The following is a 16513-nucleotide window of genomic DNA, read 5'->3' on the forward strand; positions in this document are numbered from 1 at the left end:
GCCGCCGGCCCGCGCGATGGAGGCGGTCGAATGACCGAGCGCTACGCCGCCGGCCCCATGAGCGTCGGCTCGCGCCACCCCTCCACGCTCGGCAGGTACCGGCTGATCAAGAAGATCGGCATGGGCGGCATGGCCGAGATCTGGGTGGCCTCCGTCGCGGGCATCTCGGGCGTGAGGAAGATCTGCGTGGTCAAGCGCATCCTCCCGCACCTCGTCGACAGCCCCGAGTTCGTGCGGATGTTCCTCGACGAGGCGCGCATCGCCGCCACCCTGGACCACCCCAACCTCGTCCAGATGTACGACATCGAGGACGTCGACGGCGTGCCGGTCATCGCGATGGAGTACCTCCACGGCGAGGATCTCAGGACCGTCAGGAAGTCGCTCCGGTCGGCGAACCGGCGGATGCCGATCGAGCACGCGATCACCATCGCGGCGGGCGTCGCGGCCGGGCTCCACTACGCGCACGAGAAGGTCGGCTTCGACGGCAAGCCGCTCGACATCGTCCATCGCGACGTGTCCCCGCACAACGTGATCGTCACCTACGACGGGGCCGTGAAGATCCTCGACTTCGGGATCGCGAAGGCGGCGAACCGCGTCAACGAGACGCGCGACGGCGCGCTCAAGGGCAAGGTCCCGTACATGTCGCCCGAGCAGTGCACGAGCGAGCACCTCGATCGCCGGAGCGACATCTACTCGGTCGGCCTCCTGCTCTACGAGATGTCGACGGGGAGCCGGATGTTCCGGCGCGGCGCAACCGAGTTCGAGCTGATGCGGGCGATCGTGGAGGACCCCGTGCTGCCGCCGAGCGAGGTCTGCGCCGACTACCCGCCGGCGCTGGAGCGCATCCTGCTCAAGTGCCTGGAGCGGGATCGGGAGAAGCGGTACGCGACCGCGAGGGATCTCCAGATCGACCTCGAGGCGTTCGCCCGGGAGGAGCGGCTCGCCACCTCGGCGCTCGCCCTGTCGTCGTTCATGTCGGAGCTGTTCGGCCAGCGCGTGGAGGTGTGGCGGGGCGCGCTCGCCTCGGGGGAGGGCCTCGAATCGCACATCGTCGAGAAGCAGGAGGCGATACAGAACGAGGACTCCTTCGCGGGCGCGCTCGACGCCGTGGCCGAGGCGCCGCAGGCCGTCGAGACCGGCCGCCCCGGCGGGGTCGCCACGAAGCTCTCCGCGCCGCTCTTCGCGGCGTCGCGGCCCGACGCAGCGGGGGATCCGGACACGCCGCCGCGCTCCAGGAGGCTCCCCGCGCTGTCGCTCGCGGACGCCGGCGCCGGCGTGGAGGGCGCGGAGCCCGAGGGGGCGCTCGGGCACGGCCCGCGGGCCCTCACGGTGACCAAGCGGAGGCTGGGCAGCCTGCTCATCGTCTCGCTGTCGGGGCGGATGACCGAGGAGCTCCAGGGCCTCGCGGTCGCGCGCGGCATCTCCGGCCGCGTGCTCTTCGATCTGGGCGGGGTGCAGCGGGTCACGTCGTTCGGCGTGCGCGAGTGGATGGCGATGCTGGCCGAGGTGTCGCGGAGCGCGTCCGAGATCTACGTCGGCCGCTGCACCGAGCCGATCGTGAACCAGATCAGCATGATCCGCCGCTTCTTCGGGGACGGGCGCGTCGTGTCGTTCTACGGCCCGTACCGGTGCGAGCGCTGCGGCGCCGCCTTCGACCGGCTGTTCGACTGCGACAGGGACGCGCACCTCGTCAGGACGCACGAGCCGCCCGCGAGCCCCTGCCCGCGCTGCGGCGCGGCGGCGGTGTTCGACGACGACGCCGAGAGCTACTTCGCGTTCGCGGCGAGCCAGGCGGGGATCGATCTGCCGGCGGACGTGCGGGCCGCGCTCGACGAGCTCGCGCGGCTCGACGCGGGCACCCACGAGGCGATCGAGAAGACGGTCGACGAGCGCGGGACCCGCATCCGCGTGCGCTGCAAGCTCGACGCGCACGTCCGGTGGAAGCGCGCGCTCGACGGGATCGAGGGGGCGCTCGTCCTCGATCTCGCGGGCGCGGCGGGGGTGACGTTCGAGGGCGCGAGGGCGCTCGCGCTGTCGCTCCGCGCGCTGGGCGGCGAGGTGACGTCGATCCAGATCGAGGGCTGTCCGGTGGTGCTGCTCGAGCACCTCGCCGCGGAGAGCCCCCCGCTGCGCGCGGAGGTGGTCTCGGCGATCGTCGACGGCACCTGCGAGCGGTGCAACGCGCCCCGGCAGACGCTGCTCGACGTGAAGGAGGCCGCGCAGGCCGCCCGCGAGGACCGGGAGCCGTACGTGCCGTGCAAGCGGTGCAACGCGCCGCTCGCGTTCCCGTGGCTCCGGCCGGCGCTGAAGCGCCTCGGCGCCGCGCCGGAGCCGGCGCCCACGCTCGCCGGGGCGCATGAGCCGGCGACGAAACGGTCTGCCGCGGGGGGGCATGTGACGGCGGCGGGGGCGGGGGCCGGGGCGCCCGTGGGCGCAGCAGCGTCGGCAGGCGCAGCGGCATCGGCGGGCGCCGCGGCGCCGGCGGGCGCAGCGGCGTCGGCGGGGGCGTCTCCGTCGGCCGCGGCCGTCTCGGCGGCCGGAGGCACCAGATCGCGCGGGGTGCTCGCCGCGTTCGCGGCGGGCGCGCTGCTCGTCCTCGCCGTGGCCTTCGCCTACCAGGCCCGTGGACGCTCGCGCCCCGCCGCCGGGGCGGCCCCGCCGCCCGCGCCGAGCTCGGGGTGGCGCGCGGCGCCGCCGGTCGAGGAGGGCCCTCCGTGGATGGACAGGCCGTTCACCGCCGAGGGCGACGCGATCTTCGTTGTCGGCGAGGGCTCGGGCGCCAGCCGAGAGGCGGCGCTCGCGGTCGCGCGCGCCGACGCGATCTCCCGGCTCGCGAGCAACGTCGTGCCGGCGCTCGCGGGGTCGCAGGCGTACGGCTTCATCCAGGCGCACGGCGGCGGCGCGCGGCGCGCCGGCATGGCGGAGGCCGAGGCGAGCCGCTACCTGAAGCAGGTCGGCGCGTTCGCCACGCCCGAGCGCGTCGACGCGCGCTTCCAGGAGCGCGACGGCGCGGTGGCGGCCGTCGCGCGCTACCGCATGCGCAAGGAGAGCTTCGACGCGGCCGTGCAGAGCTACCGGAGGACGGTCAGCGCGCTCGGGCTGACCGCGGCGCCCCTCTTCCCCCTGCTCGAAGGCGAGCTGAAGACGAGCGGAGACGCCGTCGTTGTCGCCGTGGAAGACCGCGGCCCCGCCGCGGCCGCGGGCGTCCGCGTCGGCGACGCGGTGGTCGCGATCAACGGCCGGCCGGTCGTCAGCTTTGAAGCGATGCGTCATGCGCTGCCGGGCGCGCAGGAGGGCGCCACCCTCGAGCTCACGCTCGAGTCGGGCGGCGCGCGGCGGACGGTCACGATCAAGAGGCCGAGCGCGGCGCGGGAAGGGGGCCGAGCCGGGGCGGTCCGCGCCGGCGGGCCGCGCTGAGCCGTGCGCTCCTGGGAGCGCGGCGGCGCTCGGCGTCGGTGAGAGTGTCCGCGACATCGCGCCACGCCGATGCGCGAACGTCGCACCGGCCAGCAGAGGGTGCAGAGGGCCAGATGCGCGCCGCCTCGGCATCGGCTGTCCGGCCGACGATCGGCTGCGCTATGCTGGCTGCCGCGGCGCGGCGCTCTCGGTCGGAGGTTTCGAACATGCGCGGCCTGGAAGAGATCGAAGGGCTGGAGGTCGGAACCCTGATCGCCGGCAAGTACCGCGTGGATCGGCTGCTCGACAAGGGCGCGATGGGCGCCGTCGTCGCCGCGACCCACGTCGATCTCGACGAGCTCCGGGCGATCAAGGTGCTCCTGCCGGCGACCGCGGCCGATCCGGAGATGTGCGGGCGCTTCCTGCAGGAGGCGCGGATCGCGTCGCGTCTCAGGAGCGAGCACGCGGTCAAGGTGCACGACGTCGGGCGGCTCGAGAACGGGCTGCCGTACATGGTGATGGAGTTCCTCGACGGCCGCGATCTCCGGGTCATCCGCAAGCAGCGGGGCCCGCTGCCGGTGGAGGAGGCGACGCTCTACGTCATCCAGGCGTGTGACGCGCTCGCGGAGGCGCACGCGCTCGGGCTCGTGCACCGCGACGTGAAGCCGGCCAACCTCTTCTTGACGCACACCCGCGAGGGGACGCCGTGCATCAAGGTGCTCGACTTCGGCGTCTCCAAGGTGTCGCAGGCGGCTCTCCTCGGCGTCGCCGAGATGCGGACCAGCACGGGTCAGATGCTGGGCACGCCCCACTACATGCCGCCCGAGCAGATGCGCGGGCAGCGCGACGTCGACGCGCGCGCGGACATCTGGGCGGTCGGGTCGCTCCTCTACGTGCTGCTCACCGGCCGGTATCCCATGCACGCGCGCTCCGTCCAGACGGTCTCGCTCGTGCTCGGGGGCAAGTTCGTGCCGCAGCTGCCGTCGAAGGTCTGTCGCGGGCTCTCGCCGGAGATCGATCCGATCATCATGCGGTGCCTCGAGCGGGACCGCGACAAGCGCTGGCCCGACCTGGCGGAGCTCACGCTGGCGCTCCGCCCGTTCGCGCCGCCCGCAGCCCAGCCGCTCGTCGACCGCATCCAGCGCATCCTCCGCGGGGGCCTGCGCGACTCGCTGGCCGGGGCGCGCCCCGGCGTGGACGGCAGCGACGCGGGGGAGCGCGGCTCGATCCCCACCACGATGGGCTCCGGCCCATCCACCGGCGGCATGGCGATCGAGCTGCGCCCGGAGCTGCCGCCTCCTGTGTTCCCTGCGCCTCCTGCGGACGACGATCCCGCCGAGCGGAGCGAGGTGGCCACGGTCCCGGACCGCTCGCGCGCCCGTGCGGCGGAGGCCGACGTGGTGGAGCGGAGCGAGGCGGCGACGGTCTCGGACCGCCCTCGCGCCCAGGCGGAGGCGGATACGGCGGAGCGGAGCGAGGCTGTCACGGTCTCGGAGCGCCACCGCGCCCGGGCCGAGGCCGGTTCTGCGGAGCGGAGCGAGTCGGCGACGGTCTCGGACCGCCCTCGCGCCCACGCGGAGGTGGATCCGGCGGAGCGGAGCAAGGCGGCGACGGTCCCGGACCAAGCGCGCGCCCGGGCGGAGGCTGGCCCTGCGGAGCGGAGCGAGGCGGGGACCGGCTCGGGCCGGCCGCAGACCCGAGCCGAGGCCGGCCGCGCCGCGCTGGGCGCGGCCGGCCCAGCTCCGGCGAGGGCGCGCGTCGAGGAGGACTCCGACGAGACGACGATCGCCGACACGCTCCGGCGGCTGCGCTCGCCCTTCAGGGCGGGCTTCGTCCTGGCGGCGGTGGCGGCGGCGATCGTCGTCGCGCTGCTGGCCAGCGGAACGCGGCCCGAGGAGCGGCCGTCGGGCTCCAGCGCTTCCGGGCCGTCGGGGGTAAAGGGCGATCCGGTCAGCGTTCCGCCCCGGTGACAACAGAGAGCGAGACTCCCGCCCTGCGGGCGCTCGGGGAGAGGCCCCCTCAGGACGGGCGGCGAGGTGGAGTCAACGTGTCCTGAGCGTGGAGCGGCGGACCGCGCCGCGCGCGGCTCTCACTTGCCCTGCGAGATGACGCCGCAACCGATGCGGCCACCGGCGTTTCCGGCGGGCTGGCTGCCGTCATCCGCCTTCTCGTGGACGATGATGGCGCGGCCGAGGAAGGTGTTCGGGGCGCCGTCCTTGAGATTCGCGCCCTTGGCGATGATCTCATGGGAGCCGGTCCCATCGGCCTTGACCTCGATGTTGCCGAGATCGCCGAGGTGGTGAGGCGCGCCGTCGGGGATGCCGTGCGGGTGGTTCTCGGGGTTGTAATGCGCGCCCGCGCTCTTCGCGTCCGGCGCGCTGCAATCGCCGGTCTCGTGCACGTGGACGGCGACCTTGCCCTTGGGAGCGCCCGAGATCAGGACGGCGACCTTCACGCCGCCCTCGACTTCGGTGAAGGTCGCGGTGCCCTTGAGCTTCGACTTGGTCCGCGCCTCGATGGGCACCGAGATGCTCACCGGCGGCGCAGGCGGCGCGGCCTCCGGCGCCGCGGCCGGCGGGGCGGCCTCGGGCGCCGCGGCCGTGGGCGCCGCGGGCGCCTCCGGCGCAGGCTGCGCGGGCTGGGCGGGGACGTCGGGGACCGCGGGGGCCGGCTCGGGCGCGCCGCCACAAGCGGTGGCGCCCAGGACGAACGAGGCGAGCAGCGAGAGACGATAGGCCGGTTTCATCACAGCGGAGACCTCCAGGTTCGTGAGGCGTTGGACCTCCGCCGTCTCGTAGAGCGGTCCTGGCGAGCGATCAATCGGCGAAATTCGTCAGGCGCGTCGGCTCCAGGCGCGCGCTGCCCGCGTCGCCGCGGCCTGCGCCGCGCGCGCCGGCGCGCCTGAAGGCGGCGCCGCGGGCGGCGCGCGCCCGACCCCGGGGACAGAGACGAGCGAGGCGCGGAGTTCTCCTCGGCGCCTCGCCGAGCTCAGCGACGCGCGCTCACTGCGCGGGCGGGCAGCCGATGGGCCCGGTGCCGATCACGACGTCATCGATCCACATCGAGCGGGCGGAATCCGCCTGATAGGACTCCCAGCCGAGGCCGATGCTGTCGAACGCCGGCGCTTTCCACGTGTAGTTCTCCACGTTGTTGGCGCAGCCCTGGCCGGTCCCGGACACCTTGAGATCGGAGAGCTCCTCGCCATTGAGCCAGAAGCGCATCTCGTTCTTCGGCCCGTCGAAGCTGAACTCGACGCAGGTCCATGCGCCGGTCGGGACCACCGTCGTCTCCTCCGCGTGGTGCCAGCAGTCCGACTGCGGCCCGGTCTTCGGGTCGCTCCAGTATCCGGGCGTATCGTAGTTCGCCATGAGCTGGCTGCCGCCCGCGACCGGGTGCTGCCCGCCGTAGCGATACTGTGCCGCATAGGGCATCCCCTCGAAATCGCTGCCAGGAATCGTCCCTGAACCGTCGATGATGGTCCAGTGCACATCCCCCGTCGGCGCAGCCTCGAGGAAGAACATCATGCGTCCATGGATGACGTTCTCGTCGGTGGGCAGGGCGTCGGTGCCCGTGAACTTGATCATGGCCGACTTGTAGTTGTTGTCTCCCGAGCTCGCGGGCGTGGTCACCTTGATGGACTTGGTGCCGCTGTAATGCTTCGACGTGTCGACCGACACGGTGGAGCCCGTCATGGCCGTGTAGACCGTCCACTTGCCCAGCTTCTCGCCGTTCTCGCCCTGGCCCTCGTACGACTCGAAGTCGTCGCAGAGCAGCGCCTCACAGGCCGAGCCGCCGCCGGTCCCGCCGCCCTCGCCGGCGCCGCCGCCGCCGGTGGCGCCGCCGCTGGTCGTGGCGCCGCCGCCCTCACCGGCGCCGCCGCCGCCGGTGGCGCCACCGCTGGTGGCGCCGCCGCCCGTGCCGCTGGTCGAGGACGACGTCGACGTCGTGCCACCATCGTCATCCGAGCACGCAGTCGCGCCCGCCGCGAAGGCCGCGAGCAGGCCAAGCAAAGTAACGCTAACTCGAAGCTTCATGTTCGTTTCCATCCTCCGCGGCGACTATTGCACGAGGCCATCGCGTCGTTCAAGAACGAACGTTTTCGGCAGATCGCACGATCCAGACGCTCGAACTCGAATGGCGCCGGCGGTGTGGGGCGACACGATCAGGCGCGGGAGCAGCCTTGAACAGCGAGCCTCTCGGGCCGTGAGCGCGCGTGAACGTTCAACCGCCGTCCGCCCCGCCGCGCCCGCCGCCTTCCACCATTGCCTCCGGCGAGATCGCATAGAGCCTCTCCTCTCCCTGCTTTCCCCGGATCCGCACCAGCGCGGGCATCGCTTCTCCCGGGCTCCCGGCCGCGGTGAACGTCGCCTCATCCATCAGAAGGCCACCGGCCCTCGCCTGTGCCTGAATCCGAAACGCGGTGTTCACACGATCGCCGATGATGGTGAACTCCCGCCTGCCGCTCGACCCGATGCTCGCCAGGAGGACCGGCCCTGTCGAGAGCCCGAGCCGCGTCGGGAACGCGGGCCGGCCCTGCGAGCGCTGGTGTTCGTTGAAGGCCGCGATGCTCCGCTGGATCCGCAGCGCCGCCGCGAGCGCGTCACTGGCGCTCCGGAAGAACGCGAGCATGCCGTCGCCAACGTACTTGTCGACCTCGCCCGCGTGGTCGTAGACGATCTGCGCCACCGTGGCCATGTAGAGGCTGAGATCCGCGATCAGCGGCCCGGGCTCCTCGCTCTCCGAGAGCCGCACGAACTCCTCGATGTCGCTGACCAGCACCGTCAGCACCTCGCGCGCCGGCGGGCTCGGCCTGTTCGACGACACGCTCTCCTCGATGCTCTCCCACGCCCGGTCGGAGAGGTAGCCGCGCAGCGCCGCCTGCATCTGGCGCATCTGCGCGTAGCGCTCCTCGAGCTCCCTCCGCTGCCGCTCGAGCTCCCGGCGCTGCCGGTGCAAGAGCAGCTGCGTCCCCACCCGGGCGAGCACCTCGCGCAGCTCGAACGGCTTCGTGACGTAATCGACGCCGCCCGCGTCGAACGCCATCACCTTGTCGCCGATGCCCGTCATCGCGCTCAGGAAGATGACCGGGATGTCCGCCGTCCCGGGATCGCCCTTGAGCCGGCGGCACACCTCGTAGCCGTCCATGTGGGGCATGCTCACGTCGAGCAGGATGAGGTCCGGAGGCGCCGCCGCCGCCGACATCAGCGCCATCGCGCCGCTGATCGCCGCCCGCACCTCGTAGCCCTGCGCCGTCAGCATCGAGGTCAGGAGCGAGAGGTTCGCCGGCATGTCGTCCACGATCAGGATGCTCGGGGGCTCTTCCCTGGGGCGCTCCGGCCGCGCGCCCGGGGCCGCCCCGCGGGGGGCTGGCTTTGCGTCGGTGTCCGTCATGACGGCTCCTCCTCGTCGGCGCTCGATAGCGCCAAGATGCTGTCGAAGCGATACCCCCGTGCGAGCTCAGCAACCGCCCCTGCGAGCTCCGCGTCCTCCGGCCGGAACCGATCGATCGTCGCCTGGACGGCCTTCGCGTCGAGCCGCGTCGCCGCCCGCCGGAGGTCCTTGCGGAGCGAGGCGGGCAGGCCGGCCGCCGCCCGGGCGAGGTCGACGGCCGGCGCCCCCTGGGCCGCGCCGGGCTCGGCGGCGCGCTCCTCGTACTCGAAGCGGGCCCCGAGGTGCTTCGTCAGGAGGCCGAGGATGTCCGCGTCGCGGAACGGCTTGCTCACGAAGTCGTCGCACCCCGCCTCCGCCGCGAGCGCCCGGTTCTGCTCGAACGCGCTCGCGGTCATCGCCACGACGACCGTCTCGTGCCCCCGCGGGCTCGACTTGATCCGGCTCGCCGCCTCGTAGCCGTCGAGCAGCGGCATGCGGAGATCGAGCAGGACGAGGTGCGGCGCCCACGTCTCCCACTGCGCCACCGCGCCGAGCCCGTTGGTCGCGCTGCGCGCCTCGATGCCCACCGAGTCGAGCAGCTTGAGCAGGCAGTGGCGCACGTCCCACCGGTCGTCGACGACGAGCACGCGGTACCTCGGCTGGCCCGGCGAGAGCCCCACGGCCCGGAGCGCCGCCGGATGGCGCGCGGCGCCGCCGGCGCGCGCGTCGGGCGCGTCGACCAGCGACAGGCGCACATCGAACCGGAGCGTCGTCCCGCGGCCGGCCTGGCTCTCCACGCGGATGTCGCCCCCCATCATCCGCACGATGCGTCGGCTGATGTGCAGGCCGAGGCCCGTGCCCTCGCGTGACTGCCGCCCGGTCGCGGTCTGCGCGAACGCCTCGAAGAGCTCCGCGAGCTCCTCCTTGGCCATGCCCCGGCCGGTGTCCGCCACCTCGAACGACACCCGCACCCGCCCCGCCGCGCCGTCGTGCGCGCCTGTCGCGCGCCGCGCCGAGGCGCGCAGCGTGACCGACCCGCGCGGCGTGAACTTCAGCGCGTTGCCGAGCAGGTTGATCAGCACCTGCCGCAGCTTCCCCTCGTCGCCGTGGACGTGCCGCGGCACGTCCTGCGCCCGCTCCACCGTGAGCGTGAGGCCCCGCTTCTGGGCCTCGACGGCGAACATCTCCGAGAGCCCCGAGAGCGTGTCGTGGAGGTCGAACTCGGCGTCGACGAGCGTCATGCGGCCGGCCTCGATCTTCGCCATCTCGAGGATGTCGTTGACGAGGCCGAGCAGGTGCTCGCCGCTCTTGCAGATGACCGCGAGGTTCTCGCGGTGCCGGTCGGCGAGCGAGGGGTCGCGCTCCACGAGCTGCGCGAAGCCGAGGATCGAGTTGAGCGGGGTCCTGAGCTCGTGGCTCATGTTGGCGAGGAACGCGCTCTTCGACCGGCTCGCGTTCATGGCCTCCTCCCTCGCCCTGCGCGCCTCCTCCTCGGCCCGCCGCGCCTCGGCGAGCTCCTCGACAAGCCGCTGCTCCGCGGCGCGGCTCACCGCGAGCTCCTGCGCCTTCCGCTCGAGCTCGCGCTCGCGGGCGTGGAGCCGCCGGCGGAGCGCCCAGAGGGCGACCAGAAGGAGGGTCCCGACGACCACGAAGGCGGAGATCCCGACGACCTGCATGCGATGTGCCCCCACCCGCCTCCTGCGCGGCGGGAAGGACCGGAGCGCCGATCCCGTCGGAAGGCAACGATCAGGTTACAGGAGTTCGGGGCAGCCCGTGGGGGCCCGATCGGGCGTGCCGCGCGGCTTTTGGCGGCGGAGCGGCGCGCTCGTCAGGCGGACCACGGAACCATCGGGGGGACGACGTGGACCACGTGGACGACGGGACCACCGAACCACGCCGCGCTGCGGCGGCGGTCACTTGCCCACGACTCGGGTCCACATCATCATGAGGTTCTTGACCACCTGGCCGTCGGGCACCTGCGCCACGGGCGGGATCTCGATCTTCACGCCGTGCTGCGTGAGCCGGGTGAAGGGGTTCGTCGCGGAGGCCGTCTTCAACGGCACGCTCGTGTCCGCCGGCCTGAACCCATAGGCGAGCGCCTTCTCCTGGACAGGGCGGCTCTTCAGGTAACGAATCCACACGCCCGCGGCCTGCTTCTGCGCCGGCGTCACCCAGTCGGCCTGGAGGACGGCGATCGGGTGATCGCTCCAGAGCGTCGTCGCCGGATAGTACACCTTGAGGTTGCCCCAGCGGCCCTGCGCGTTCTCGAGCTGCGCGATCGCGAGGTTCTCGTAGACGACCGCGATATCGTATTTCGACGGACCGAACCGGACCATGTCCGTCATGAAGGTCCCGGTCGACGTCTCGAACCGGGGCACGCCCTTCTCGATCTCGCCGATGAACGCCTGGTACTTGGGGTTCAAGAGGTCGCCCACGGCGAGGCCGCTCGTCTTCTTGTAGTGGTCGAGCGTCATCAGGAGCAGCGCCTGGAGGCCGGAGTTCGAGCGCGTTGGGTCGGTGTGGCCGAGCTTGACGAAGCCCCAGGCGGGCTGGCCGCCGACCGCGGGCCAACCCTCGTTGGACTTCACCGCCTTGTGGATCGCCTGCCAGGAGATCTCCCCGCGCGACGCCTTGAGGAGCGCGTTCGCGCGGTCCTCCCAGATGACGAAGACGAGCGGCGTGATGACGATGGGCTGCGGCGCGTCGTCGCCGGAGGCCGCGAACAGCTCCGTTTTGTACTTGGTCTGCCAGTCCGACATCAGCAGGTTCTGCACAAGCGAGTCGGCGGGGCTGAAGATCGTCGGCTTCTCGCTGCCCTCGACGATCGCCTGGGCCGCGTCGATCGACCCCATCGCCTTGAGGCGCAGCGATATTTCGGGGTGCTCCTTCTTGAAGTCCGCGAGCGCCGCCTCGATCCACTCCTGCTTCTCGCTGCTGTAGAGCATCGAGATCTCGGTGGCCGGCGCGGGGGGCGGGGGCGCCGCCGCGCTCGCGCTCAGCGCGGCGGGGACCACGTCGGGCTGGGCGGTCTGCTTGTCGCGCGTCGTCAGGAACAGCACGACCGCGACGGCGATGAGGAACCCCACGATGATGATGCCCTTGGCCTTCATGCGCTCGCCATCTCCCCGAGGGTCGTCAACGTCTCCTCGAACGCCTTGAGCTCGACGTTCATGTGCTCGAGCTCGTCGTGCATGGACCCCGAGAGCTGATCCATCGCCTGCGCGTCGAGCGCGCGCATCCGCACGATCTTGGCCGGCAGCCCCTCGAGCGTGGCGACGATGCGCGAGAGGTTCGCGACGACCCGCTCCTTGGCGCCGGCGATGTCGTCGAGCGCCTTGAGCTGCTCCTCGCGGGCCTTCCGGGCGCTCTCGTACTCGCGCCGCGCCGCGGGGTCGCGCGCCGTGCGCGCCTTCTCGTCGAGCCGCGCGATCTCCTGCTGGACCGGCGCGGCGCTCACCGTCCCAAGGTAGCGCGCGAGCTCCTCGGCCCGGGAGATGAGCCGCGCCGAGCGCTGCTCCAGCTCCGTGATCGAGGAGAGCGTCTGGCCGAGGTGGCCCTTCACCTCGTCGCTCGTCTCCTCGAGCACGGCCTCGAGCTCCTTGCGGGCGGAGAGGATGGCCCGCACGGCGTCCCGGGTCGCGTGGTCGAGCAGCTCGTCGGGGTCGGGGAGCGCGGCGGGCGGCGCCGCGAGCGCCTGCTTCCAGAACCTGGGGCTCGCCATGTCCCATGCGACGAGCGCCGCGTAGGCGACGCCGCCGAGCGCGAGGACGGGCCAGGAGTGCAGCGCGGCGGCGCCCACCGCGGCGCTGCCCGCGACGGCGAGGTTGACGGCGCCGGTCGCCGCCTTCCCCAGGACCCGCCCGACGGGGGAGCGGGGCCCGCCTCGTTCGCCTTCGTTCGCCACGGTGCCTCTCAGAAGAAGGACGCCATGTCCTTGTACACCCCGACGATGGTGTCGGTCGCGCCCTTCGCGCTCGACCCCTTCGCGGCCTCGGCGATCTGCTCCAGCACGGTCGGGTCGGCGCCCGCGCCGTAGGCGATCGTGAAGACCTTCACGGGCGCGTCCTCGTCCGAGAAGCGCTTCATCAGCGCGTCGAGCGCGAGCTTGCTGTGCTCGTCCTTGCCGTCGGTCATGACCACGATCGCGTGGATGCGCGCCGGCTCCGCCTTGGCCCGGGCGAGGGCGAGCTCGTAGGCCCTGGCCACGGCGTCGTAGAGCGCCGTCTTGCCGTCGGCCACCGCCCCGTCGATGCGCGCGACGAGCTCCGCCTTGTCCTTGCCGAGCTGCTTCGGCCCGATCGCCGGGTAGAGCGCGCCGTCGAAGAAGAGGAGCGTCACGTCGTCGCGGTCGTGCAGGACGTCGAGGAACGACTTGGCCCCGTTCTTCGCCTCGGCGAGCGGCTTGCCGGCCATGCTGCCGGACTTGTCGAAGACGAGGATCACGTCGCTCGTCTTCTTCACGCTCTGCCAGACGCCGAGCAGCTTCTCGAGCGTCGCGCCGTCGGGCACGCCCAGCAGCGTCTGCGGCTGCTTCGGGTCGACGCCGTGGTCCGCGTCGACAGGCGCGCCGATCGGGATCGACGGGTCGGCCGGCCGGAAGCCCAGCGCGAGCGCGCGCTCCTGCTGGGGCTTCTCCTTGAGGAACTGCAGGAAGGCCTGCGCGCCCTCGCGCTCCTCGCTGCCCACCCACTCCGCGTCGAGGACGGCATACGGGTGATCGGACCAGAACGTCCCCTCGACCGGGTAGACTGCGACGATCGGGAACGGCGCGTCGCCGCGCTTCGCGTACGACTCGATGACGAGGTTCTCGTAGAGCACGGCGGCCGAGAGGTACGCGGGCCCGCGGGCGAGCATCTTGTCGCCGAAGAAGCCGGTCGATTTGCCGTAATGGACGAGGGTCTGCTCGATCGTGCGGAGGTAGTCCTGGGTGGGCTTCGCGTCGAGGTCGGCGGCGGTCAGGCCGCGCGTCTTGCGGGCGCCGGCGTAGGCCTCGGCGAGCACGGCGAGGAGGCCGGAGTTCGAGTACTCGGGGTGGGTGTGGCCGAGCTTGAAGCGGCCCCACTCGGGGTGGCCGAGCGCGCCCCAGCCCTTCGGGTCGGCGCTGACCTTGATGAGGTTGCTCCAGCCGATCGGCTTGCCGGGCCAGCCGAGCGCCTCGGCCATCGGCTTCCACATCGCGACGACGATCGGGGAGAGGACGAGCGGGTCGCCGGCGGGCGAGAGCGGCTTGGGCCTGCCGGTCTTCGCCGACCAGGCGTTGTTCAGGAGCGAAATGTAAACCGCCGACGCAGGGCTGAACGCGTGCGCCTTGAGCTCGCCGGAGGTGATGCTCTGGACCGCCTCGCCGGAGCCCATCGCCTTTGGTTCGATGTGAATGGGCCGGCCGGACTTCGTCTTTTCGCCGAGCGCCTCGAAGCGCTGCGCCTGCTCCTCAAGCCAGGTCTTCTTCTCGCTGCCGTACGCGACGACGACGGTCACGGGCGCCTTCGCCGGCTCCGGCGCGGGCTTCTCGGAGGTGACCGGGGCAGCCCCGGGCGACGGTCCATCGGACTTCGAGCTGCAGCTGGCGCACAGCGCGAGCGCCAGGATCGCGAGCGACAGCGCGTCCCGTCGTGTCATGGACCGGTCTCCTCGGGTTCAAACGCATTTCACATAGACGAGTTGTGTGACAACTCTGCGTCGAAACGCGCTCGGCCCGGCGCTACCGGCGCTCGTCCACGCCGTCGCCGCCGTCCGGCTTCGCCTGCGGCCGGGGCGTCACGACCGCGTCGGGCGGCGGCGCGCTGGCGTCTGCGCGCGGCGGCGCGCTGGCGTCTCCGCGCGGCGGCGCGCCGCTGTCCCCCTGCGCGGGCCGCGGCGGCCTGGGCGGGAGCGCGGGCTGACGGAGGCCGCGCAGCGAGGCGAGCCGATCGACGAGGACGCCGGCCTCCTCGGCCGACAGCTTGACGCGGGCGTGGAGCGCCTTGCCCTCGGCCGCGATCGCGATGCGCTCGAGCACGGACCCGAAGCCGACGAGCCGCGTCGCGAAGTCCGCCGCGCGCGCGTCGCGGGCCGCGCGCAGCTCCGCGCCGAGCGCGGCGCAGGGGGCCTCCGCGTCGCAGAGGACGGCGGCGTGGACGGCGATCTCGGGGCCGAGCGCGACGCTGGCGCCGCCGGAGAGCAGGGACGCCGCGGGCGATCGGCTGGAGCCGCTCAGCGCGAGCTCGCGCCCGATCTCGGCGCGCTGCTCGGGCGTGAGCACCACCGTGACGCGCGCCGCCCCCTCGCCCACGGCGCGGGCGATGGCGTCGTGGGCGCCGCTCGCGCCGACGTTGCCGGCGCGGCCTTCGGCGGCGTCGATCATGGCGCGCAGGTACGCGCCCCCGCCGAGCAGGATCGGCCCCCCGGGGCGCACGGCGATCTCGCCGTGGCCCTCGGCGCTCGAGTCCCGCACCGCGCGGAAGCTGCCGATCCCGGCGACGACCGGCCGCCCGCCGCGGGCCTCGATGACCTTGGAGGCGCACGCGAGCAGCGCCTCGTCCTGCACCGCGCCGGCCGCGACCAGCCCGAAGTCGCCGCCCTCGCCCGCCGCCGGGATGGCGATCGCGACCTCGGTCAACGCGGCCACCGGGTCGAAGCCGCACACGTCGCGCACCTTGCCGAGCCCCGGGATCTCGCGCTCCTCGCGCAGGAACGAGGCGAACGCGGGAGAGGCGCGCAGGGCCGGGAGATCGAGCGTCGCGACGAGCATCGCGCCCGCGGGCACGGCGTCGAGCGCGCGCGGCGCGGCGGGCGGGCTCTCCCGCCGGCGGCCGAGGAGCCAGGCGACGCCGCCGCCGAGCAGGACCCCGACGAGCAGGAGGACGAGGCCGTCTCTGGTCCGCGGCTGCACCCGCGACCCGTTAGCACACGGCCGCGGCGGACGCCCCGGCGCGCGCGCGCACCTCGCGCGCCCCGGCGGGGCGGAGGAGGGCGCTGCGCCAGGGCGCGCCCTGCGTGGCGCTGCGCGCCCTGGGCGTTGCGGCTGCGCGCGCGGTGCAGGCTGGCGCGGCGGCTACGCGCGCGGTGTAGGCCGGCGCGGCGGCGGCGACCAGCGCGTCCCGCGCACGAGATCGAACACGGGCACGGTCACGTTGAAGTTCCAGCGCTTCATGAGCCGGGGGTCATGGTGCCGGCGGTGGTGCTCGCGGAGCCGCGCGAGCCCCGGGATCCGGTACACCGGGCTGCCCGCCGGCAGGTGATACGCGAGGTGCAGCCACTCGTAGCTGACGAAGAACGCCATCGCCGTCGCAAGCCCGAGCAGCGCCGCGTCCCGCGAGAACAGGGCGCCCGCCGCCGCGGCGAGCGGCAGCAGCGAGGCGAGGACCAGGAGCGCCGAGGCGGGCGGCGTCAGCACCAGCCAGAGCTCACGGGCGCTCCGCAGCGCCATGTCGTCGGCGGTGAACGCGAGGTGGTGCTCGCGCTCGTGCCGCTCGCAGAGCGCGCCGAGCAGCGGCGCCCGCCGGTGCAGCACCGACCTGTGCGCCCACCACTCGAAGGCGAAGGCGAGCAGCAGCGTCGCCGGCACCGCGAGGAGCTCGACGGCATCGACCGCATCGAGCAGGCGCACCGCCGCTGCGAGCACGAGCGCGCCGAGCAGCGTGGGCGCCGCGAGGTGGAGCGCCGGGCGGTACCCGCGCGGGATCCGCGCCGCGATCTCCGCGCGCCGCCGCGACCGCGGCGAGGCCGGCTCGTTCACGACCATCGGAAACTATGGATTCTAAAAAAA

The 16513-nt window shown here is 73.1% G+C and carries 11 protein-coding genes; 2 read left to right on the forward strand and 9 right to left on the reverse strand.

The genetic code is table 11. The features are described 5' to 3' along the window. Nucleotides 1-30: 30 nt before the first annotated feature. Together WMF19_RS47775 and WMF19_RS47780 are read left to right on the forward strand one after the other, a co-directional pair. Nucleotides 31-3417, forward strand: a complete 3387-nt coding sequence (locus WMF19_RS47775) for a protein kinase domain-containing protein (protein WP_437896431.1) — start codon at nucleotides 31-33, stop codon at nucleotides 3415-3417. 206 nt (nucleotides 3418-3623) lie between these two features. Continuing rightward, the gene (locus WMF19_RS47780; RefSeq protein WP_437896432.1) at nucleotides 3624-5366 is read left to right on the forward strand and encodes a protein kinase domain-containing protein; all 1743 of its coding nucleotides are present in this window, start codon (nucleotides 3624-3626) and stop codon (nucleotides 5364-5366) included. 119 nt (nucleotides 5367-5485) lie between these two features. Here the strand turns inward: WMF19_RS47780 and WMF19_RS47785 are convergent, their stop codons facing one another. The 9 genes from WMF19_RS47785 to WMF19_RS47825 form a co-directional block, all read right to left on the reverse strand. After that, nucleotides 5486-6142, reverse strand: a complete 657-nt coding sequence (locus WMF19_RS47785; protein WP_437896433.1) for a superoxide dismutase family protein — start codon at nucleotides 6140-6142, stop codon at nucleotides 5486-5488. A 256-nt stretch (nucleotides 6143-6398) separates the two neighbouring features. Beyond that, a complete protein-coding gene (locus tag WMF19_RS47790) occupies nucleotides 6399-7430 on the reverse strand; it encodes a hypothetical protein (RefSeq protein ID WP_437326115.1) in 1032 nt (343 codons plus the stop codon). Between the two features lie 187 nt (nucleotides 7431-7617). After that, nucleotides 7618-8787 (reverse strand): response regulator, encoded by a 1170-nt coding sequence (locus WMF19_RS47795; protein WP_437896434.1) that lies wholly within the window; start codon nucleotides 8785-8787, stop codon nucleotides 7618-7620. Next, complete coding sequence (locus WMF19_RS47800) at nucleotides 8784-10457, reverse strand: ATP-binding protein (RefSeq protein ID WP_437896435.1); 1674 nt, start codon at nucleotides 10455-10457, stop codon at nucleotides 8784-8786. The genes WMF19_RS47795 and WMF19_RS47800 overlap by 4 nt, the downstream gene beginning before the upstream one ends. 222 nt (nucleotides 10458-10679) lie before the next feature. Further along, nucleotides 10680-11876, reverse strand: coding sequence for a substrate-binding domain-containing protein (locus WMF19_RS47805; protein ID WP_437896436.1), 1197 nt, complete (start codon nucleotides 11874-11876; stop codon nucleotides 10680-10682). After that, nucleotides 11873-12670, reverse strand: coding sequence for a hypothetical protein (locus WMF19_RS47810; RefSeq protein ID WP_437896437.1), 798 nt, complete (start codon nucleotides 12668-12670; stop codon nucleotides 11873-11875). Before WMF19_RS47810 ends, WMF19_RS47805 begins: the two co-directional genes overlap by 4 nt. A gap of 8 nt (nucleotides 12671-12678) precedes the next feature. After that, nucleotides 12679-14385, reverse strand: a complete 1707-nt coding sequence (locus tag WMF19_RS47815) for a substrate-binding and vWA domain-containing protein (RefSeq protein ID WP_437896438.1) — start codon at nucleotides 14383-14385, stop codon at nucleotides 12679-12681. Between the two features lie 82 nt (nucleotides 14386-14467). Further along, complete coding sequence (locus tag WMF19_RS47820; RefSeq protein WP_437896439.1) at nucleotides 14468-15637, reverse strand: hypothetical protein; 1170 nt, start codon at nucleotides 15635-15637, stop codon at nucleotides 14468-14470. A gap of 162 nt (nucleotides 15638-15799) precedes the next feature. Further along, complete coding sequence (locus tag WMF19_RS47825; RefSeq protein WP_437896440.1) at nucleotides 15800-16489, reverse strand: sterol desaturase family protein; 690 nt, start codon at nucleotides 16487-16489, stop codon at nucleotides 15800-15802. Between the last annotated feature and the right edge of the window lie 24 nt (nucleotides 16490-16513).

It is taken from the genome of Sorangium sp. So ce124, assembly GCF_051525235.1.
Classification (GTDB): domain Bacteria; phylum Myxococcota_A; class Polyangia; order Polyangiales; family Polyangiaceae; genus Sorangium; species Sorangium atrum.